This window comes from Gordonia sp. ALPHA1B1, from assembly GCF_005502615.1.
GTDB lineage: Bacteria > Actinomycetota > Actinomycetes > Mycobacteriales > Mycobacteriaceae > Gordonia > Gordonia hongkongensis.
Genome location: NZ_SCOC01000006.1, coordinates 1 through 21,479 on the forward strand (window position 1 = coordinate 1; position 21,479 = coordinate 21,479).

Consider the following 21,479-nt stretch of genomic DNA (forward strand, 5'->3'; position numbering starts at 1 on the left):
CCACCCGGCCCGCCCGTCCGCGCCTTGGCGATCCACTGGCCGTCGACGATCGGCAGTCGCAGGGCCACCGTCGCTGCCAACTCTTTGCGCGTTGTCGGCCGGACCTCGGCCACCCTCCCCGGAATCAGCTTGTCGGACAACACTTCCAAAGCCAACTGCGCGTCGTCGGCGACTTCGAGGACTCCGCGTACGACCACCGACCGGTAGTTCGCCGAATGGTCGAAGAGGGTGTCGGCGACGACGAGCCCGTCCAGCGCGAACACCGTGAACGTCACCGGCGCACCCGCGGCGACGTGCCGGAGCGCACCCGCCCCGGTCGATCCGTGCAGCAGGATCGAGTCGCCGTCCCGGGCGAAGAGCATCGGCACCGACCATGGCAGACCGTCGACGACGGTGCTGAGGGTCCCCACCTTGGTCTCGTCGAGCAGGGCGTCGAGCAGCTCGCGGTCGGCTGCCCGATCGGGCTTGCGCGTCAACGACGCCAGCCGCGAAGTCGCGTCGGACGGGGTACTGCCGGTCGAAGTCATGCGGACATGGTCGCCTCCGAAGGCTCCGGGCTCAACAGATTTGCTCGCCGGTGGCGGCGACCGCAGGGGGATCCACCCAGGGAGCAGGATGACGCTTCCAGACTTGCCTTCCAAGCAACGGAAGAACGAGGACCGGAGTTGTCCTCCGTCGCTCATAGCGTGGTCCTCACACCAACCGAGAGGACACATCATGAGCACCTACACCTCCACCGAACTCAGCGTCGACGTCACCGGCGAGAAGCGCGACCTGCTCATCCTGCTGCAGGATCAGCGCAACATGCTCAAGATCACCGCACGCAACCTCTCCGACGACGAGGCCCGCAAGCAGTCGACGGTCAGCACCCTCACGATCGGCGCGCTGATCAAGCATCTCGCGCACGGTGAGGAGAATGCGGCCCGTGTCATCACCGAGCGGGACGAGAACGCCGAGTTCGACATGAGCCAGGCCATGACCGAGTACGAGATGACCGACGACGAGACCCTTGCCGGCTGGCTGGCCGAGTACGACCGTGGGGCCGCCGAGTTCGACCGCGTGATCGCCGACGCCGAGAGCCTGGACGAGCTGATCCCCCAGCCCACCGCTCCGTGGCAGCCGGAACGCGAGTGGCTGTCCATCCGGGTCATGATCATTCATCTCATCCGGGAGACCGCACACCACTGCGGCCACGCCGACATCATCCGAGAGGCGCTCGACGGCCAGACCACGATGGGCGCCATCTCCGAGGGGCAGGAATGGGCCGAGCAGTGGGCGGACGCCGACTGGGCGAAGTGACGCCTGCCGGGTGAGTTATCCCGGGCACTCGACGATCACTCTCATCTCCGACCAATCCGCGGGCCCCCGGGCACCGAAGACGTTGTGAGGCTGCCGGCCAGGCGCAGTCGACACCCCAACACAGATTGGACCGACGATGATCAAGCGAATTCCCCGTGTAGCAGGAGCGTTGACCGGACTGGTCCTCGCCGTCGGCGTGATGGCCGGCTGCTCCAGCGACGATTCGGACACCTCGAGCGAAACGACCGGAGCGGCAACCGAATCCAGCGCCATGATGAGCGAGAGCGCGATGGCCGATCCGGCCGCCAACCTCGTCGGGCCGGGTTGTGCCGCCTACGCCGAGGCCAACCCCTCGGGACCGGCGTCGGTGAACGGGATGTCGACCGTGCCCGTTGCCACCGCTGCGGCCACCAACCCCGAGCTCACGACTCTCACACAAGCACTTTCGGGTCAGCTGAACCCCGAGGTCAACCTCGTGAAGACCCTCAACGAAGGTGAGTACACCGTGTTCGCGCCGACCGACGACGCATTCGCGAAGCTGCCCCCGGAGACCGTCGAGCAGCTCAAGACCGACGCTGATCTGCTCAACAAGATCCTGACCTACCACGTGGTCGAGGGCCAGGCGACCCCCGACCAGATCGTCGGGGAGCACACCACTCTCGAGGGTCAGCAGGTCAATGTGACCGGATCGGGCGACAACCTGAAGGTCAATGAGGCCGGCGTCGTCTGCGGTGGCGTCACCACTTCGAACGCTCAGGTGTACCTCATCGACAGCGTGCTCATGCCCCCGGCCGGCATGTGATCTCTCCGTAAGCACTGCGCGAGAGCGCTTTCCACGATTCTCACCGACGCGATCCGTCGGTGAGAATCGTGCTGCGTGACCCGGGTGCGACCCGTTCGCCTCGAACACGGAAGAGTCCGGACTCCGCGGGCGGGATGACGTACGGACGCACGGGACACCGCGCCAAACCCTGAACACACACCGGTTGCCTACCGAGCATCACTGCTTGTCTGGGGAACCGGTGTGTGCGTTCAGGTTCGAGCGGGTTGGGCATCCGTCTCGGACCGCACCCGGTTATCGGTCAACGCCGACACCTGGATCGGCACCCCGGTCATGTTCGCCATACCGGCGAGTCGCTCGAGGTCGGCCGGGTCGGACGAGATGAGTGCGTTGACGTTCACGCCGCCGGCGCCCAGGTCGTTCTGCGCAGCCGCGTTGGCCTGCGTCCAACCGCCGGAGCCGTTGTGGCCCCAACCATGCGGGATCGCGACGACACCGGGCTTGATATCTTCGGTGACGGTCACGGGCAACGAGATCCGACCGTGCCGGGACTCCACCGTCGCGAGGTCGCCTTCGGCCAGTCCGCGTGCCGTGGCATCGTCGGGGTGCATCCGGGCCGCGTGGGACCGTCCGCCGCGCAACAACATCGGCGCGTTGTGCTGCCAGCTGTTCTCCGACCGGATCTCGCGCATCCCGATGAGCCGCAACGGATACCCTGCGTCGTCAGCGACACCGAGTCGCTCGATCTCGGCCATCAACTCCGGTGCGGCCAACCGGATCCGGCCGTCGAGGTACGTGACGTTCTTGGCCAGCTGCCCGGGCGCGAGGTCGTCGGCGACCACGACACCGTGCGGGTGGTCCTCGACGAGACGGCGGTAGGTGAGTCCACCGCGTCGAAGGCCGAATCGGTCTCCTCCCAATCCCATTCGGATCACCAGGTCCGAGACCCGGCGCGGGGTGACCGGCCTGCCCACGCGTCGCGCCAGCTGGTTGCCGACGTGCAGCGAGCGGATCAGCAGGCTCTCCGACGACAGGAAGCCGATCAGTTCGTTGATCACCGTCCACTCCTCCCGCGCCTCGCCCTGCGGTGGGATCACCGCCTCGGTGGCCTGTTTGAACGGAGTGGTGAACAGGGCCTGGAACGGGAGCAGGAAGTCCTCGCGTTCGTACATCGTGGTGGCCGGCAGGATGTAGTCGGCCCGGGCGTTGGTTTCGTTTCGGTAGATGTCCAGGGACACCATGAGGTCGAGTTCGTCCAGTGCCGAACGTAATTCGTCGCCGTTCGGAACCGACAGCACCGGATTGCCCGCGCTGACGAACAGCGCGCGCAGCTGCCCGCGGCCCGGGGTGGTGATCTCCTTGGCCATCAACGACGCCGGCGCGGTCCCGAGGACCTGCGGCAGGCCGCCGACGCGGCTTCGGCGCCCCGCCCAGCGAAAGCTCGAAATCCGTTGCAGCGCGGTGACGCCCAGGCGCTGACCCGGAATCCCCAGATCACCGAACATCGACCCGCCCGGCACGTCCAGGTTGCCCGCGACGAGGTTCACCATGTCGAGCAGGGCGGTCGTCAGCGTGCCGGTGCGCCCCAGTGAGGTACCCACCCGTCCGTACACCGCGGCCCGCTCCGTGCGGGCGAGCGAGCGGGCGACAGCGCGCACACGCTCCGGATCGATGTCCGTACGGCCCGCGGTCGCCTCCGGCGCGTAGGCCGCGACGAGCGTCTCGAGTTCCGCCACGCCGCGCGCCTGCCGCCGGAGCCGGTCGCGGTCGGCGAGGTTCTCGTCGAACAGCACGTGCAACAGCGACAGCAGGAACAGCGCGTCGGTGTCGGGCGTGATCGGCAGCCAGTCGAACTCTCGGGCCGTCTCGGTGTGCCGGGGATCGACGACGACGACGGACCCGCCACGCGCGGTGATCGCGTTCAGACCCTCACGGATCCGCGGCGAACTCATCACGCTGCCATGCGACACGACCGGATTCGCCCCGATGATCACGAGGTAGTCGACCCGGTTGATGTCGGGAATCGGCGCGGTCAGCGGGTTGCCGTACAGGAAGTGACTGGCGACGAAGCGGTTGTTCACGTCCTGGGATCCCGCCGAGTACACGTGCGGCGTCCCGAGGAGGTTCATGAAGATCGCGGTCCACAGCGTGTGCCCGGTCGAGAACGTCGCCGGGTTACCGAAGTACCAGCCGATCGAATGGCTGCCGGATTTCTGGTGCACCTCGACGAGCCGGCGGCCGATCTCCTCCAGCGCCGTGTCCCATGAGATCTGCTCGAACTGGCCATCGGGGCGTCGTCGGAGCGGGTGCCGGAGACGGTCGGGATCGTTGACGATCTCGGTGAACGCGATCCCTTTCGGACACGCGAAGCCCCGCGACAGCGGGTGCTCCTTGTCCGGTCTGAGCGAGACCAGCCGATCGCCCTCGACGGTCGCGATCATGCCGCACAGCGGCTCACAGATTCGGCAGTAGGTGTGTTTTTCCATCGGCATCTTGCGTCCCCTGACCTCGCGCGATGACTCACCGCAGGCGGGCAGGCCTACGGTTGGTGTGATTCCGTTCACATCTGAAGACAAGTGTTGCATGATGGCAGCACCTGAGGCATCCCCACCGAGGAGGTCCCCGTGACCGACAGCGAACCGAACGCCACACAGCCAACCGTGCGCGACGTGATCATCATCGGCGCCGGCTTGTCCGGCATCGATTGCGCCTATCGGCTGAAGGAGCAGAATCCCGACGCCGACTATCTGATCCTCGAACGCCGCGAACGCATGGGCGGGACGTGGGACCTGTTCCGGTATCCCGGCGTGCGGTCGGACAGCGACATCTACTCACTGAGCTACCCGTTCGAGCCGTGGCGCAAGCCGCGGGCGCTGGCGCACGGAAACGACATCCGGGAGTACATCGAGGACACCGCCCACAAGTTCGCCATCGCCGATAACATCCGGTTCGGTCAGCACGTCCTGACCGCCGACTGGGACTCGGCGACCGACACCTGGACACTGGGGGTCGAGGTCGGCGAGGACCGGCGCCGCGAGACCCACCGGGCGAGGTTCGTCATCTTCGCGACCGGTTACTACGACTACGACAACCCCTACACACCGCGGTTCGCCGGTGCCGACGACTTCACCGGCCAGATCGTGCACCCGCAGCACTGGCCCGAAGACCTCGACTACCGGGGCAAGCGCGTCGTGGTGATCGGCAGCGGTGCGACGGCGGTGAGTCTCATCCCGAGCCTGGCCGAGCAGGCCGAGCACGTCACGATGCTGCAGCGCTCGCCGTCGTACATCTTCTCGTCCAAGCAGAAGCAGTACCTGGCACCAGTCGTGCAGAAGTTGTTGCCCCCGCAGGCGGCGCACAAGGTCATCCGCACCAGGTACGCGGCCCAGACGGCCGCGATCGTGCACCTGACCCACCGGTTCCCGAAGCTCGGACGCAAGATGATCCGGAACAATGTCGTCGCGAACCTGCCCGACGACTATCCGGTCGACGTCCACTTCAATCCGACGTACAACCCGTGGGACCAGCGGATGTGCATGGTCCCCGATGCCGACCTCTTCGCCGATATCACCGAGGGCAAGGTCGAGATGGTCACCGACCACATCGACCGGCTCGACGCCTCGGGGGTCACCCTCACCTCGGGCAAGCACCTCGACGCCGACATCATCGTCACCGCGACCGGACTGCAACTGCTCGGCTTCGGAGGTACCCGGCTCCGCGTCGACGGCGCCGAGGTCAAACCGCACGACCGTTTCGTCTTCAAGAGCTATCTCATCGAAGACGTCCCGAATCTCGCCTGGTCGGTCGGCTACACGAACGCCTCTTGGACCCTGCGAGCAGACATGACCGCGCGCGCGGTCGCGGACCTGATCAAGCACATGCGCACCAACGGCTACACCCACGCCTACCCGCATCTGGGTTCGGAGGTCATGGGTTCGCGGCCGCTGTGGGATCTCAAGGCGGGGTACGTCGAACGGTCCCCGGATGCACTGCCGAAGTCGGGCACCCGCGGTCACTGGCAGGTGCGGCACAACTACTACCGCGACGCCATCGACCACCGCATCAACAAGGTCGAGGAATCGATGGTGTTCGGCCGGGCCTGACCCGGCTCCGCGCGCGGGGCCCGGACTGGTGTCGGTGCCCCGCCGCGCGGCGTTACGGCGGTGTGGTCCAAACGGTCGAGATTTGCCATCGACGACGTGAAAATGCTGGTCAAGCCTTGCTCCCCGTTCTGTGACGCGCCGATACTGGGCTCGGGTCGAACGATTGCCCGCCCGGGCAGGAGTGGACCAGTAGGAGCTGCGCGATGACCTATCCACCCGGTCCCCCGACCCACCCGTCGACCCCGTACGGCGCGATCCCGCCGCAGCCCGAAGGTCGTCGCGCACTGACCCTCGTACTGAGCGCCGTCGTGGTCGTCCTCGCGCTCGTCCTCGCCGCGGGCATCGTCTTCGTCGTCAAGGCCCGCGACGGGGACATCTACGTCCCCGGCCTCACCCTGACCGCGGCGAACGACCCCGGGATCGATCCGTTCACCGATCCGGTCCTCGTGTCCGGGGCCGGCGACCTCCCGGCGAACGTGGCACTCACCGGTACCGCGGGCGCAGCCGACCTCGGTGGCCGCGCGGTCAACGGCACCGACGCCGGGCTGTATGCCGCGGGAGACACCGCCGCCTGCGACACCGCGGCACTCAGCAACCGGTTGCTCGCCGATCCCCCGGCGGCTCGCGCCTGGGCCGGCGTCTACGGCATCGGCACCGCCGACATCCCGCACTATCTGAACACCCTCACCCCCGTGGTGCTGACCACCGACACCTGGGTGACCAACCACTCGTACACCTCCGGCCGAGCGGTCCCGTTCCAGTCCGTCCTGCAGCGTGGGACGGCGGTCTACGTCGACTCCGCCGGCGTCCCGCGCGCCATGTGCTCGTGCGGCAATCCGCTCGCTCCGCCGGCCGCCGCCCCGCTCGGCGGGTACCGGCTGGAGGGCCGGACGTGGGAGGGGTACAAGAGTCGATCGGTCACCCGCATCGCGTACAACAACCAGAACGTCACCGCGGTCGGCAAGTCGACGACCATCGCGCCCGCGCCGTCGGTCCCGGCTGCCCCCGGCACCCCGGTCGGCGACGCGCTCCAGCTGCTGAATTACCTGACCGGACAGATCTTCTCGCAACCGCTCGGCGGACTGCTCGATCTGAGCCGCTTCCCGCCACCGTCGGGTCCCCTGCCCACACCGGCCGCGCTGAACACGCCGTTCGAGGCGGACACCGAGGAGGACGCCGAGCACAACGGACTGATCGCGCCGGGCAACCCCGCGGCCGCCCCGGCCCTCGAGGAGCGGGCCGAGGAGCACGGCGGTCTGCCGGAAGGAGCACCGGACTCGGACTCGGCGGCTCCGGACTCCGCTGGACCGGACTCGTCCGAATCGGACTCCGCGGTCACGCCCGCCGCGCCGGACAGCCCGGGACCGGCCTCGGACGCGCCGCCTCCGGATGCATCGGTGCCCGCCTCCGACGCCCCGGCCCCCGAGGCGCCCGGGTACGAGGCGCCGGGTCCGGAGGCGCCCGAGCCCGGGTCGGAGCCGGGCGTCCCCGGCGCGCCGGCACCGGAAGCCCCGGCCGAGGCCCCCGCGACGCCGACCTCGTTCAGCGGTTCGGGGGAATTCATCGGCAGTTTCAGCTTCGACGACGCGGGGCTGTCGGTGGGCTGCACGACCCCCGGCAGCTCTTCGGCGGGTACGGTCGCCCTCTCGTGCACCGACGGCGTGACGCGGTCGGTCGCCGGTTCGGCCCTACAGCGCACCTCGGTGTCCGGGTCCACCACCAGCACCGGAGTGTGGACGTTGACGCTGACGGCGGTCGGCGCGTCGAAGACGGTGACCGTCCGGTCGGCGAACTGGATCGTCGTACCGCCCGCCGCCCCGGCTCCCGAACCGTCTGCGCCGGGCCCCCTGACGACGGACCCGCCGGCGCCGGACCCCTCCACACATGCCGCGCCGCCCGCCGGAGAGGCCCCGGACGAGACGACCACCACGACCACCACGGAGAACTCACCCCCACCCGAGGCTCCCGCGGGCCCCTGACACCTGCGGTTTCACCCCTGATGTGAGCTGTCCAACAGCAGGCGTCGTGGGACGTCCGTACCATCGCGCGCATCTCTGCCCTCACGACGTCGACGCCGAGCCCCGCCCGTGACCTCCGTCCGGAGTCCGTTCGCAGACGCGTCCGACGGCGGGTGGCGAGCGTCGCGGTCGTGGCGACGATGGTGTCGCTGGTGATGCTCGCGCCGAGTGCGCAGGCCGATCGGATCATCAACGGTCACCTCGTCGGCGGCAAGATCGGCGAGGCCTACTCGTCGACGGGCGGCTTCTTCAAGTGGGGCGTCCCGACCGGCCCCGAACGCGCGGGAGCCAAGCGTGGCAGATTCCAGGTGTTCTCACGCGACACGTCGTTCTACTGGCACCCCGCCGCCGACGGCGGTACGGCACACCAGGTCGGCGGCGCGATCCGGAGCCGGTGGCAGAAGGCCGGGGCCGAGCGCGGTGCGATGGGTTATCCGGTCAGCAACGAGTACCGGTCGGGCAGCGGACGGAGCAACGACTTCCAGGGCGGTGTGGTCACATGGTCGAAAACCGGTGGCGCGCAGATCGTCTGGGGCCAGATCCGGCGCAAGTGGGAGGAGACCGGCGGAGCGGGCGGGTACTTCGGGGTCCCGCTCGGCGGCGAGTACCGAACCGGCAACCGATTCGCCCAGGACTTCCTGAACGGCACCATCTTCTGGCCCTGACGGGCAGACCCGGGAACTGATGGGCGGATCCGCCACGGTTCACTAGGACGTCCAAGTATCGTCGACGGCATGGCTTCGCGACCTTCTTCCGCCAACACCATCGACGGCATCCTCCGCAGGTCCGCGGCGCGGCATCCCGACCGCACCGCGTTGGTCTTCGACGACCGTTCCTTCACCTATCGACAACTCGACGACGCGGTGTCCGCTGCCGCCGCCGGGCTGGTGGCCCGCGGACTGCAGCAGGGCGACCGGGTGGCGGCATACGGCACGAACTCGGACGCGTATGTCATCGGTTTCCTGGCGTGCTGCCGCGCGGGACTCGTCCACGTCCCGATCAACTACGCGCTGCGGGGTGAGGAACTCCGCTATCTCGTCGTGCAGTCCGGCGCACGTGCCGTCCTCGTCGACCCCGCCCTGTCCGAACGGATCGACGAGATCCGCGGCGATCTCGCCGAGGTCGAGGAGATCGTCCCGCTGCGCGACGCCGACGATTCGCTTCTCGAGACGGCGACCAGACCGGCCGGCCAGTTCACCTCTGCGGCCGACGGCGACGATCTCGCCCAGCTCCTCTACACCTCCGGAACCACCTCGAAGCCCAAGGGCGCCATGATGTCCCACGCGGCACTCATCAGCGAGTACGTGTCGTCGGTGATCGCCCTCGACTTCACCGCGGACGACAACCCGCTGATCGCCATGCCGCTCTACCACTCGGCGGGGATGCACGTCTTCATGCTTCCGTACCTCTCCGTGGGCGCGACCGTCCGGCTGATGGCGACCCCGGACATCCCGGAGATCCTGCGTCGCGTCGAGGCGGACCGCATCGGGTCGCTGTTCCTCGCGCCGACCGTCTGGGTTCCGCTCGCCGGTCACCCGGATCTGGCGACCAGGGATCTGTCCTCGCTGCGCAAGGCCCAGTACGGCGCGTCGATCATGCCGGTGACCGTGCTGAACCGGCTCCGCGAGCAGTTCCCCGGCATGCAGTTCTACAACTGCTTCGGACAGTCCGAGATCGGGCCGCTGGCAACGGTTCTGCGCCCGGAGGAGCACGAGGACCGGCCGTCCTCGTGCGGTCGGCCGGTGTTCTTCGTCGAGACCCGGGTCGTCGACTCCGACGGCAACGACGTCGAACCCGGGGTTCCCGGCGAGATCCTCTATCGTTCGCCGCAACTGTGCCGCGGTTACTGGGAGAACCCGGCCGCCACCGAGGACGCGTTCCGTGACGGCTGGTTCCACTCCGGCGATCTCGTCACCCGCGACGCGGAGGGTTTCATCACGGTGGTCGACCGCATCAAGGACGTGATCAACACCGGCGGCATCCTGGTCGCCTCCCGCGAGGTGGAGGACGCGATCTACGCCCACGAGGCGGTCTCGGAGGTGGCCGTCATCGGCGAGCCGGACGCGAAGTGGATCGAGGCCATCACCGCGGTCGTCGTGGTGCGGGACGGCCGGTCGGTGACCGAACAGGAACTGATCGAGCACGTCCGGACCCGGATCGCGCCGTTCAAGGTCCCGAAGAAGGTGCGGTTCGTCGACGAGCTCCCCCGCAACCAGAGCGGCAAACTGCTCAAGCGGGAACTGCGCTCGCGGTGACGGACGCGCGGCGCGACGGACCTGACATCGTCAGAAACGTTGTGCCGCAGCCACTGCCGCGTCGATGTCGGCGTGCGCGGCCGCCGGTCCGAGTATCCGCCGCAGGTCTGCCGCCGTCGGCGCATCACCGGCGGCGACCATCGCCCGGAGCCGGGTGCCGAGGTCGGCCTGCGACGTGAGTCCCAGCTCGCCGAACCAGTTGCCGAGTAGATCGACGAGTGCGTCGCCGGTTGTCTCGTCGTCGGTGAACGGCAGACCGACGCTGGTGAAGCCGTCGTCGGCGTCGTAGTCGGACCGCATCCACCGGCCGTCGAAGCCGTAGATGAACCCGATCCACATCCCCTCGGTGCGCTGCCGGTCGAGGTACGGCACGATCGCCGCTTCCCACCAGCCGGGCGCATCGGCGAGCAGGTCGGTCTCCTCCTCGCCGAAGTACGTCGCCCCCTCGCGGAAATACGTCTCGGAGTACTCATGGTCGTGCCCGACGAGCACCGCGCGGCCGGATCCGGCCGACACCACGTCGGCCCAGTTGCCTCCGCCGTCGTCGTAATGCCACCCGTGAGCGGTCGCATGCGCCCCCTGCGCCCAGCGCTCACCCCGCACGGCCAGCAGTGCCGCGTACGCAGCCCACCTCGGTTTCATCTCCCCCGGGGTCGGCAACCCGACCGTCCGCAACGCCATGCCGTGACACCTCTCTGCCGGGTTTGTCCGAACCAGGGTATTGCCGTGGCCGACGGTCCCGCTCCCGGCGCACCGAAAGGAACTGAGCGATAACGGAACAGGCGAGGAATCGACGACCGGCACCCGTTCGCAGTACGGTGTGGAACGTGACGCGATGGCACCGCAAGGTTCCGACACTGGCCGTGTGTGCGGCGGTCGCGATCGGCGGTTCCGGAGCGGCCGGGACCCTCGCCGCCGGCCCGGCGAGCCCCTCGCCGTCGAACCTCGGCGACGCCGGCACGGTCGTCTCCGCCAGGCCGCTCGCCCCGCAGTTCTGGGTGCCCGGCTCCGCCGACGCCACCGTCCTGACCTATGTCACGACCGACGCTTTCGGCAAGAAGGCGCTCAGCACCGGGACCGTGTTCACCCCACGGGGGACGGCACCGCCGGGCGGTTGGCCGGTGATCTCGTGGGCCCACGGGACGTCGGGGATCGGCGACGACTGCGCCCCCTCGGTCCGGGGTCCGGGCCTGCCCGAGCGCGACCTGCCGTACCTCGCCAAGTGGATGCAGCAGGGCTACGCCATCGTGGCCAGCGACTACGCCGGCCTGGGCACCCCGGGTCTGCACGCCTACCTCGACGGCCGCACGACGGCCCACAACGTCGTCGACATGGTGCGAGCGGGCCGGGAGTTCTCTTCGACTCGACCTGTCGCACAACGGTTGTCGCGCTCCTGGGCGGCGGTCGGCCAGTCACAGGGCGGCGGCGCGGCCATCTACACCGCGCGCTACGCGACCGAGTTCGGCGGTGAAGAGCTCGACTACCGGGGTGCCGTCGGCACCGGCACGCCGGCCTACATCGAACGACTGGTCCAGATCGCGGGTCCGGGTGTCCCGCCGGTGGCGATCACCCCGGCGCTGACCGCCTACCTCAGCTACATCCTCGCCGGACTCCGATACGCACACCCCGAGGTCGGCATCGATCGCATCCTCACGCCGACCGGCCGGAAGTATGTGGCCCTCGCCGAGACCCGCTGCGTCGGCGAATTCGAGGAGCAGCTCCGGGGCGTCTCGCTCGGCGACTACTTCACCGCCCCGCTGACCAGTCTGCCGACTTTCTCCGCGACCCTGGCGAATTACCTGGGCATGCCCGAAAAGGGTTTCGACAAGCCATTTTTCATGGGCCACGGCCTGTTCGACACCGACGTGCCGTATCCCACCACCGCGGCCTATGCGGCGACGCTGACCGCCAACCGCCAGCCGGTGACCTTCCGGACCTATCCGAGCGACCACAGCGGCACGCTGGTCCGGTCGCAAGCCGACACCATCCCCTTCCTCGGCCGGCTCTTCGGAAAGTAACCGCCGAGGGCGTTCGCGCACCCCGGTACCGGCGTGGCGTCATGCCGTGGCACGATGGGATCACCGGTTGAGCAGCTGCCGTCGTACATCTCCCGGGACGGGGCCGCAAGTCGGGCTGCCGCCGTCCCCCGTAGAGAGGGCCACCCGATGCAGGCAGAGAATCCTGATGCTGTGATCGTCGACGACAGTGGCCTGAGTGCCGGACGCGCGCTGATGTCGGTGGTGTCCGCAGCACATGAGCAACTGGTGATCCTGACCGTGGAGGGCAGCATCGACGTGCTCACCGCCCCGCAATTGTCCGACGCCGTGTCGCAGGCGCTGAGCGGACAACCCGACGGTCTGATCATCGACCTGACAACCACCGAGTTCCTGGCCTCCGCCGGGATGGCGGCGCTCGTCGCGGCACACGAGGCCATCGCACCCACCGGCATGTTCGGCGTCGTGGCCGCCGGACCGGCGACCGCCCGCCCCCTCACCATCATGGGCCTCGACCAGACGATGGTGCTCTACCCGACGCTGAACCATGCGATCACGGCCATGACCACCACAGAGGGGCTGGCCGACCGTCCGGCTGGTTAGTCACAGATGGTTCGGATCTCATCGGCTCACCGAGACCCCGGCGACTCGGACGGGACGGACGCGACCGGTCTCGCATTCTCGGTCACGGCCTCTCCCGAGTCCGCCTACCGCTTCCGGCAGCAGTTCGCGCAGTGGCTGGACGCGACGATCAGCGTGGACGCCGAGCGTCGCAGCGACATCGTCCTCGCGGTCTACGAGGCGGTCGCCAACGCGGCCGAGCACGCCTACGCCACCCCATCGCCCGGCACCCGGCCCGGTGCCATCGATGTCCGGGCGCGGAAGACGCGCGACGAGTCCCTGGAGGTCATCGTCACCGACACGGGGCAGTGGAAGACAGATGCGTCGTCGTCGCCGTACCGCGGTCGCGGACTCGCCCTGATCTCGGCACTCTGCGACGCATCCGACGTCACCAGCGGACCGCACGGGACCTCGGTGACCCTGAGCTGGCGTCAACGACAGAGCGTCTGAGAACCGCCCGTGAGACGGGTGTCCCCCGGGCTGGGGACACAAGTACTTCTTGTCGGTTAACAACCGATGCCTGAGTCAGCCGGGCCGCCGACCTAGGGGTACGGTTCGGGCAAGGCTTCGTCGACGGGTCTGTTCAAGTGACCAAGTCTGTCGGCCGAGTCACATAACCTGAAGTCCGAAGGCGGGTTCGGGGCCGGCCGTCGAACAGCTCGGTGGAGCGTGCTCCCGATCCTGACATCGCTGCACAATGCGCATGCACGTCAGCGCACGAGGAAGGGAGTCGAGATGACCGACTTCACCGTGGACTCGAACATCGACGACGCGTGGCGCACGTTCGCGTTGCACGTCGGAGATCGTCTGTCGCATCTCGAGCCGGGCGAGACCCTCACGATCCAGCAGGACCCCGCCATCCCGGAGGGTCCGCACGGGACGATGCGATTCTCGGTCACCGGTTCGCGCCGGCTGCGCTGCACCATCGAGGACACCGACCTGCATCCCACGCCGGAGTACTTCGCCGAGCATCTCGACCTCCTCGCCGCCCTCGGGTGGCGACGTCTGCGCAACGGCACCCACATCTTCGAAGTCGGGCGGCGCCGCGTCGATCAGCTCGCGCACACGACGGTGCTGACGCTCCGGCAGGTCTGGGAGGTCGTGCACCCCGCGTTCCTGGACCATTCCCCCGCCGCGCGCCCCGAACCCCAGATCGAGGTCGCGGTCCAGCCGTTCGACGCCGACCATCTGCGGGCCTTGCTCGTCGGCTCGCTCGAGGACCTCACCGGCTGCCGTATCCAGACCGACGCCGACGGCGACATCGCCCTGCCCACCAAGCCCGTCTCGTCGTGGCTGAGTCCGCGCAGCGACGCACCCCGCTTCGAGTTCTTCGCGCGCCTCGCCGGTGACATCACCGACCGCCGGCGCGCCGCCGACATCGTCGCCGCCCAGCCGACCATGGGGTCCGCGGTACGTGTGCATCTCCTCGAGGACGAGGTGTTCGCAACGCTGACCGTCGAGTGCGCCGTGTTCCATCCGCACAACCTGAGCTCCGCTCTGGCCGAGTGGTTCACGTTCCTGGCCGACTGCGCTCCGTCGGTCATCGCCAAGGTCGGTGAGGACGCACCGCTGACCGCGAGGAACGACGGGCGTTTCCCCGACGCTCTGCAGACACTGCTCGAACTCGACCCCGACGGCCGGTCGCTGTCCGCCCGTGAGGTCGCCAAGATCTGCCGGTACAGCCAGGCCGACATCCTCTCGTACATCAACACCAGCGAGGAGCAGCACCTCACCTGGCGGCGGTCGGCGGTCGACGCGGCCGCCGCGTCGGACCCGGCCGAGGCCGACGCGTGTCGCCATGAAGCCGAGGCCTGGAAGGCGACCACGCACAACCTGCGGGCGGCGCTGCGCGTCGTCGTGCTGTCCGACGACGACGCCGCGGATCGCAGCTCACCGGCCAAGTGACTCAGGCAAATCGGTACCGGCAACACCTCTGCACGTAGTCTGCGCGGACGATTTTCGACGCGGAGCATCGCACCGCGGCCAGATGAGGCGTTCAATCGGTTAGGCAACCCTCAGCGGTTCCAGTCATCGATCGGAGCCCTCACATGGCCATCACCACGGATCGCGGCGCACTCACGATCACCTTTCCCGAACTGGGTCGCGACGCGCGGTTGCACGTCACGTTCCAGCGGGCTCTGCGCACCCCGGACCCGGTCGGACGGCCCGGCGCGGTCGGCGGCCATGGCGCCCTCCGCCTGGCGCAGGGTTCACCCGACGGCGACGCGCACGCGACCATCCCGATGTGGCAGTCGGAGGCCACCTGGCTCGACTTCTCCTCGCCGCACCTGCACCCGTTCCTGGTGATGATCGGCGTCGACGGTGTCAACGTCGTCAGCGGCAGTGCGTTCACGGGCGTGCCGGACTTCGACGCCGGCGATTACCTCGAGGTGCCCACACAGCCGTCCCTCGCCTCGTATCGGAGCCTTGCCGGCGACAACCGTCAGTTCGTCGCACCGTCGACGCACGCCGTCGGAAGCGCCGCCGGGACGCTCGTGCAGTTGACGGTCATCCCGATGCGCGCCGAAGCGTGGGCCGGACGCCGCCGTCATCTGCCGTCGGCGTCGGGGACCTGTGTGCTCTGCGACATGTCGCGAGCCGGGCAGTCCGGTGCGCATCCCCGGCTCCCCGCGCCGCGCGTGATGGGTCCGCTGGAGTCCGCGGACACCTGGCATCCGACGATGTTCGACGCCGCCGCGGTCCGCATCGTCAACTCGATCACGTGGAAATCGCTCACCGGGGAACCGGTACCCCACGTGGCGCTGACGAGCACCGACTACGCCGACCGCGATCTCCCGTGGGACCCGGTCTACGACGAGACGGTCGAGCACTCCGCCCCCCTGTAGTTCTGTTGCGGGTGTCGCCACGGGTGTCTGCGCGGCGTCGTACTATTCGGATCCGGTCCGCGTACGTCCCGCCCACGAGGAGCCTGCATGTCCCCCGATTTCGACGCCGACCTCGAGGCGGCCTGGCGGGACTTCGCCGACACTCTCGCGGTTCGGGTGCCACGTCTCCTGCCGGGTCAGACGCTGTCGATCGTCGAGGCGGCCGCCGGAGGATGGCGACGACGGATGACCTTCGCGGTGGCCGGGAGTCCCGAGTCGGCAGACCGCCTGCGCTGCACCATCTCGGCGGGGGACCTCACCTGGACCGACAAGGACCGGTGGATGCGCCAGGCCACCTACATCGTCGACCGAGGCTGGTGCCGGCTCGAGGGTCGCAGCGCCTTCTGCTTCGAAGTCGATGCCGTTCGGTCCGGCGACCTCGCCGGCGCCGCCGTGCGGGCGTTGCGCGAGGTGTGGGGTGTCATCCACCCGTCGTTCGTGAGCATCGGCGACCCGTCCTTCGCCCGACACCACTCCCCGGCTGACGGTCTCGACACCGACGACGCCGACGAGACCGACGCCGGCCGGCCGGCCGACTCGGATCGAGCCGGCAGCACGGACGCCGATACCCTGCGCTTCACCGCCCCGGCCCGTTTCCTCGACGCCCCCGTCGAGGGCGGGGTGGTGCCGCAGTCGAAAGACCATCTCGTCGAATTGGCCCGCGCCGCGATGAGCGCGGCCGGACGTCCCGCCGTGGTGAGCCCACGCAAGGCCATCTTCCTGCGGTCGACGGGCACCTCACTGCTCCGACCGACCCGAGACGCCCGCTCCCTGGAGATCGTGACCATCCTCAGCTCGTCGGTGCCCGCACCCTCGCTGCTCGGAATGGTCGTCGCCGAGTTCTCGCCGCGGTGGCCCGAAGTCGCGCTGGTCGTGCGCAACGGGCTCGTCTTCGCCCAGCGCCGCATCGACGTCGCGGTCTTCAGTCCAGCCAATCTCGATGCCGCACTCCGACGTTGGGACGACTTCGCCCGGTCGGCGCGCGGGGAGATGATCCGACGCCTCGAGAGCGGCCCCAAACTGGAGCACCGCCGCCGTGGCGATCGCCTTCCCGTGGCGCTGCAGGGGCTCCTACGGGTCAACCAGAAGCTCGACAACAAGCTCTCCCCGACGACCGTGCTGGCCATGTGCCGTCAGGACCGTGAGCGCGTCCACGAGTTCTTCGACATCTGCGCGGCCGAGATGCGGGAGTGGATGGACAATCTCACGACCGCCCGCAAGGCCGAACTCGGCGACGAGGAGATCGCGCTCTGCGAGGCCGAGCACCAGGCCTACGCCCGCGTCGCCCGGTTGCTCCTCACCGCGATGGACCTCGCCGACGGGCCTTCTTCCGCTCCCTGAGGTATCGCTCCGCGCTCTTCAGAGAGCGGAGACGCTCGCACCTCTGAGTCGAAGCCGGCAGCAACCGCTCAGTCGGTGGAGCTGTACGACAGGTGCACGACGCCGTTGTCGAACACGTCGGTGCCGACGAGCGTGAGCGGCAGGTCGGCCAGACGGTCGAACAGGCGGGCACCGCTGCCGAGCACGACCGGATACACCAGCAGGTGCAACTCGTCGATCAGCTTGTCGCGCAGCAGCGCCCGCACGAGGGTGCCGCTGCCGCTGATGTACAGGTCACGGTCTTCTTGAGGTCGCGGATCCGGTCGGCGTCGTAGGCCCCGATGACCTCGGAGTTCTGCCACCCGGTCGCCTCGTCGAGGGTCGCGGACACCACGTACTTGGTGGTGTCGTTGAAGAACGGGGCGCCGGGATCGTCGTCGACGGTTCGGTCCGACCATGCCGGGCCGAACATCTCGAAGGTGTTGCGTCCGAGCAGGATTCCGGTGCAGTCGGTCATGAACGAACTGAGCGTCTCGCCGAGCGCGTCGGGGAAACCGTACGGCATCGTGAAACTCGGGTCCTCGTAGCTGCCGTCGAGGGTGATGAACTCGTGGACGTGGATCTTTCCCATTGCGCTGCCTCTAGTCACTTCGGTGAACGTCACGATGTCAGACCGTGGGGCGGCGGGAAAGTCATCGGCGTCGAGAGTCTCGTGACCTCTGTCGGGGCCCTTCGAGGCAGTGAGAATGGGTGTGGTGGTTGTCCGGGGTGAGGTCTGACCTGCTTCGAGGCTGACCTTGTGTCATGGACGAGATCTGTCGACCTCATTCCGCGGGCGATCACCGCAGTAAACGACCTTGGGAGACCGGGGCGGGTGTGACCTAATAAGGGCCGTGTTCGGGCGTGAGCCCGTGACTCCTCACTGTCGTGTCCACCCGCCCCGGCGAGGTCATCCAACACCGCAGTGAAGGAGACATCGCCAGAATGACCGAGACCGCAGTGGATATGCAAGTGGTCGTACTCGGAGTCGACACCCACCAACAAACCCATCACGCAGCGATCATCGACACCCTCGGCCAGCCATTGGCCGATCAGGAATTCTCGGCCACCGCCGACGGCTACCGGCAGCTGCTGGCGTGGGCCCGCACCCACGGCCGCCTCGAGCAGGCCGGGGTCGAATCCAGTGCCTCCTACGGTGCCGGACTCGCCCGGGAGTTGACCGCGGCTGGTGTCGAGGTGATCGAGGTCAACGCTCCGGATGTGCGGGCCCGCCGAGCCCAGGGCAAGTCCGATCAACTCGATGCCTACGCCGCAGCGATGGCGGTGCTCACCGGGCGGGCCAGCGGCCACGCCAAAGACACCTCAGGTGTCACCGAATCGATCCGAATGCTTTACGTGGCAAGGAGAATGGCGGTCGATCACCGCACCCAACTCGGTGACCAGCTGCGTGATCTGTGCACCACCGCGCCCGATGAGTTCGCTGATCAACTCAAAGCCCGCACCACCACCCCGCAACGACTCGCCTTGGTCGAATCGTTGACGGCCCCGGCGTCGTTGACCGACCCGCGTGCGGCGTTCGTGTTCACCGCGAAGTCCATCACGCAGCGGTATCGGCAGACTCACCGGGAGGTCACCACGTTGACCCGGGAACTGAAGACGTTGCTGAAGTCGTTGGTGCCGACGGTGCTGGCGCTCCCTCAGGTCGGTCCGATCACTGCCGCGCGGTTGCTGATCACGATCGGGCAGAACGCGCAGCGGATGCGTACCGAAGCGACGTTCGCCAAGCTCGTCGGTGTCGCGCCGTTGCCGGCCTCCTCTGGCAAAACCGTGCGTCACCGCCTCAACCGTGGCGGTGACCGTGGCGCCAACAGCGCGCTGCACATGATCGTCGTCGGACGCATCAAATCCCACGCCCCCACCCGCGCCTACCTCACCCGCCGCGAGAACGAGAAAACGAAGAAAGAAATCATCCGATGCCTCAAACGCTACGTCGCCCGCGAACTCTACAAAGCCTTCACCACCGACCTCGGAGCGCTTGACAATCTATAGGACCATCTCGTCGCTTACGCTCCTCGCACCTCAGGGAGCGGGATTTCGCCCCTCCGTCTGGTAACTCTGGACCCACACATCGGCGATCGAAGGAGATCCATGGACGTCGCAGGCAAGGTTGCCATCGTCACGGGTGGCGGTGGAGGTATCGGCGCGGCGATGGCGCACGCCCTGGTCGACGCGGGCGCGCGGGTCGTCGTCACCGATCTCGACGAGTCCGGTGCCCGGGCCGTCGCCGAGGAGCTGGGCGATTCGGCGGCCGCGCTCGCCGGTGATGCCTCGTCCGACGAACACATCGACGCCGCGGTTCGGCTGGCGGAGAACACCTTCGGTCCGGTCGACCTCTACTTCGCCAACGCCGGCATCGGATTGGGCGGCGGGGTCGACACCGAGGAGGACGTGTGGGATTTCGCCTTCGACGTCAACCTCCGCGCCCACATCCGGGCGGCTCGACGCCTGATCCCGGGCTGGGTGGAACGAGGGAGCGGTTACTTCGTCAGCACGGCGTCGGCCGCGGGTCTGCTCACCCAGATCGGCAACGCGCCGTACTCGGTCACCAAACATGCCGCGGTCGGCTTCGCGGAATGGCTCAACATCACCCACGGCGACGACGGGGTCCGCGCCAGCTGCCTCTGCCCGATGGGTGTCGACACCAAACTGCTACGGCCCGAAGGTGATTCCGCCACCGCTGACCAGCGGTTGATGCAGCGGGCGGTGGAGAGCGCCGGCGCGGTCCTCACCCCCGGGACGGTGGCCGCGATCGTCCTGGAAGCCGTCGCCGACGAACGCTTCCTCATCCTCCCGCACCCGGAGGTCCTCGACATGTACCGCCAGAAGGGCGCCGACTACGACCGGTGGCTGCGTGGGATGCGCCGCTACCAGACGAGCTTGCGGTGACCCTCTACGTTCGACAACCATCGTCGTCTCAGGTCCCAAGTGCCGACAGCGCCCAGCAGGAGCGAGCTGACGAGCAGACCCGAGCCCGCACCGATGCTGCCCCAGGTGCCCGCCAGCACGAGGGTGACCGGAAAGGTGATGACGAACACCAACGTGTTGCATCGCAGGATCGACTTGGTGTCCAACTCCGCCCGGAGTACTGACATCCAGATCGAATAGGGGACGCGCAGGACCGAGGCGGCCGCGAGCAGGCACAACGAAGTCGTGAACTCCGAGCCCGAGTAGGCCGGGCCGAAGATCTTCCCGACGATCGGCGAGGCTGCGATCAGAACCCCTGCTCCGACGACGACCAGACATTGCGAGATGGCCCAAATCCGACGGATCTGCCCGGCCAGTGCCGCCGGATCGCGCGCGAGATGCGCGGTGAGGGCTGCTCCGATGCCATCCGGCACGAAGTCGAGCACCTGTGCCACCGCGAGCGCCAAGGCCAGAGTCGCACCCGCGACCGGTCCGGCGACGAGCGTGGTGAGGAACGGCAGCACGAGGATGAGTCCGAACGAGGTCGCGCTTCCGATGCCATCGCGAAGAGCGAACATCGGCATCTGGGCGCGATCCACCACCACGACACGGTGCGGGCTTGGGCGGTTCTCGGGGCGCTGCAGAATCCGCGGCACGAGGACGACGAACACCACGCACGCCCCGAGCGCGGCGGGCACGATCGTGGCCCACACCGCAGCGAGCGATACGACACTCGCCAACACGCAGACGAGGGCCACTTTCAGAACCACGGCGGCCACATTGACGATCGGAAGCCAGCGCGAGGCGTGCAGTCCGATCAGAGCGGCGTCCTTGAGTACGAACAGCGCCATGACGACGGACCCGCAGGCCACCAGCACGACGGTCGCCACCCGGTTCTCGAGCATGTCGCCCGCGATCATCCCGCCCATCACGCCGAAGACAGCGGCCGAGCCGATGGTGATGAGCAGGCCCTCGAGCAACCGTTCGCGACGTGGGCAGTCGAGCGTCGACAGCATCGCCTTGTAGGCACTTCCCACCCCGTACGCGGTGATGGTGCCGACCGTCGTGACAAGTGACAACAGCGCGGTCTGGATGCCGAGCGCATGTGGAGGGATGACCCGGGCCGAGACCACCCAGAAGAGCATTCCCGCCCCAGCCGTGACGAAGAAGCTCGCCACCACGGCGACGGAGTCCACCGTCATCGCCCTCGAACCGAGCATCACCGTCCTGCTCACGATG

Annotated in this window: 18 protein-coding genes and 1 pseudogene; 14 read left to right on the plus strand and 5 right to left on the minus strand. The window is 68.2% G+C overall.

Annotation, left to right across the window (positions count from 1 at the left end; genetic code table 11):
- Positions 1-527 (minus strand): pyridoxamine 5'-phosphate oxidase family protein (locus FFS52_RS05400; RefSeq protein ID WP_137809073.1); only part of this gene is annotated, 527 nt, incomplete at its 3' end.
- Positions 528-717: 190 nt separating this feature from the next.
- Between FFS52_RS05400 and FFS52_RS05405 the strand changes: the two genes are divergently transcribed.
- Positions 718-1,299 carry a DinB family protein gene (locus FFS52_RS05405; RefSeq protein ID WP_137809074.1) on the plus strand — a complete coding sequence of 194 codons (582 nt, stop codon included), beginning with the start codon at positions 718-720 and terminating at the stop codon, positions 1,297-1,299.
- A gap of 136 nt (positions 1,300-1,435) precedes the next feature.
- A complete protein-coding gene (locus FFS52_RS05410) occupies positions 1,436-2,101 on the plus strand; it encodes a fasciclin domain-containing protein (RefSeq protein WP_171011559.1) in 666 nt (221 codons plus the stop codon).
- A 230-nt stretch (positions 2,102-2,331) separates the two neighbouring features.
- Here FFS52_RS05410 and FFS52_RS05415 read toward each other — a convergent pair whose 3' ends face one another.
- Positions 2,332-4,572 (minus strand): molybdopterin-dependent oxidoreductase, encoded by a 2,241-nt coding sequence (locus tag FFS52_RS05415; protein ID WP_137809075.1) that lies wholly within the window; start codon positions 4,570-4,572, stop codon positions 2,332-2,334.
- A 132-nt stretch (positions 4,573-4,704) separates the two neighbouring features.
- Here FFS52_RS05415 and FFS52_RS05420 point away from each other — a divergent pair, with 132 nt between their 5' ends.
- The 4 genes from FFS52_RS05420 (at position 4,705) to FFS52_RS05435 (ending at position 10,456) form a co-directional block, all read left to right on the plus strand.
- Positions 4,705-6,183, plus strand: a complete 1,479-nt coding sequence (locus FFS52_RS05420; protein ID WP_137809076.1) for an NAD(P)/FAD-dependent oxidoreductase — start codon at positions 4,705-4,707, stop codon at positions 6,181-6,183.
- Between the two features lie 203 nt (positions 6,184-6,386).
- On the plus strand, positions 6,387-8,162 hold the full coding sequence (locus FFS52_RS05425) for a DUF6777 domain-containing protein (protein ID WP_137809077.1): 1,776 nt from the start codon (positions 6,387-6,389) through the stop codon (positions 8,160-8,162).
- Positions 8,163-8,341: 179 nt separating this feature from the next.
- Positions 8,342-8,866, plus strand: coding sequence for a lysozyme (locus FFS52_RS05430; protein ID WP_137809194.1), 525 nt, complete (start codon positions 8,342-8,344; stop codon positions 8,864-8,866).
- A gap of 69 nt (positions 8,867-8,935) precedes the next feature.
- Positions 8,936-10,456, plus strand: coding sequence for an acyl-CoA synthetase (locus tag FFS52_RS05435; RefSeq protein WP_137809078.1), 1,521 nt, complete (start codon positions 8,936-8,938; stop codon positions 10,454-10,456).
- A 30-nt stretch (positions 10,457-10,486) separates the two neighbouring features.
- Here FFS52_RS05435 and FFS52_RS05440 read toward each other — a convergent pair whose 3' ends face one another.
- On the minus strand, positions 10,487-11,137 hold the full coding sequence (locus FFS52_RS05440) for a hypothetical protein (protein WP_137809079.1): 651 nt from the start codon (positions 11,135-11,137) through the stop codon (positions 10,487-10,489).
- 137 nt (positions 11,138-11,274) lie between these two features.
- On the opposite strand from FFS52_RS05440, the gene FFS52_RS05445 reads away from it, so the two are divergent.
- From FFS52_RS05445 to FFS52_RS05470, 6 genes are all read left to right on the plus strand, one after another.
- On the plus strand, positions 11,275-12,474 hold the full coding sequence (locus FFS52_RS05445) for a lipase family protein (RefSeq protein ID WP_137809080.1): 1,200 nt from the start codon (positions 11,275-11,277) through the stop codon (positions 12,472-12,474).
- Positions 12,475-12,621: 147 nt separating this feature from the next.
- Positions 12,622-13,053: an STAS domain-containing protein gene (locus FFS52_RS05450; protein WP_065631340.1), complete on the plus strand. Its 432-nt coding sequence runs from the start codon at positions 12,622-12,624 to the stop codon at positions 13,051-13,053.
- A 6-nt stretch (positions 13,054-13,059) separates the two neighbouring features.
- Positions 13,060-13,521 carry an ATP-binding protein gene (locus FFS52_RS05455; RefSeq protein WP_137809081.1) on the plus strand — a complete coding sequence of 154 codons (462 nt, stop codon included), beginning with the start codon at positions 13,060-13,062 and terminating at the stop codon, positions 13,519-13,521.
- A gap of 285 nt (positions 13,522-13,806) precedes the next feature.
- Positions 13,807-14,976 carry a hypothetical protein gene (locus FFS52_RS05460; RefSeq protein ID WP_137809082.1) on the plus strand — a complete coding sequence of 390 codons (1,170 nt, stop codon included), beginning with the start codon at positions 13,807-13,809 and terminating at the stop codon, positions 14,974-14,976.
- Between the two features lie 143 nt (positions 14,977-15,119).
- Entirely contained in the window at positions 15,120-15,917 is a 798-nt protein-coding gene (locus tag FFS52_RS05465; protein ID WP_137809083.1) for a hypothetical protein, read from the plus strand.
- Between the two features lie 87 nt (positions 15,918-16,004).
- On the plus strand, positions 16,005-17,297 hold the full coding sequence (locus FFS52_RS05470; protein WP_137809084.1) for a hypothetical protein: 1,293 nt from the start codon (positions 16,005-16,007) through the stop codon (positions 17,295-17,297).
- Positions 17,298-17,365: 68 nt separating this feature from the next.
- Here FFS52_RS05470 and FFS52_RS05475 read toward each other — a convergent pair.
- Positions 17,366-17,907, minus strand: a pseudogene (locus tag FFS52_RS05475) (dihydrofolate reductase family protein).
- Between the two features lie 353 nt (positions 17,908-18,260).
- On the opposite strand from FFS52_RS05475, the gene FFS52_RS05480 reads away from it, so the two are divergent.
- Together FFS52_RS05480 and FFS52_RS05485 are read left to right on the plus strand one after the other, a co-directional pair.
- A complete protein-coding gene (locus tag FFS52_RS05480) occupies positions 18,261-19,325 on the plus strand; it encodes an IS110 family transposase (protein ID WP_212743643.1) in 1,065 nt (354 codons plus the stop codon).
- A gap of 99 nt (positions 19,326-19,424) precedes the next feature.
- A complete protein-coding gene (locus tag FFS52_RS05485) occupies positions 19,425-20,222 on the plus strand; it encodes an SDR family oxidoreductase (RefSeq protein WP_137809085.1) in 798 nt (265 codons plus the stop codon).
- On the opposite strand, the gene FFS52_RS05490 is transcribed toward FFS52_RS05485, so the two are convergent.
- Entirely contained in the window at positions 20,201-21,475 is a 1,275-nt protein-coding gene (locus tag FFS52_RS05490) for a hypothetical protein (protein WP_137809086.1), read from the minus strand. The two genes, FFS52_RS05485 and FFS52_RS05490, sit on opposite strands and share 22 nt — an antisense overlap.
- Positions 21,476-21,479: the final 4 nt, after the last annotated feature.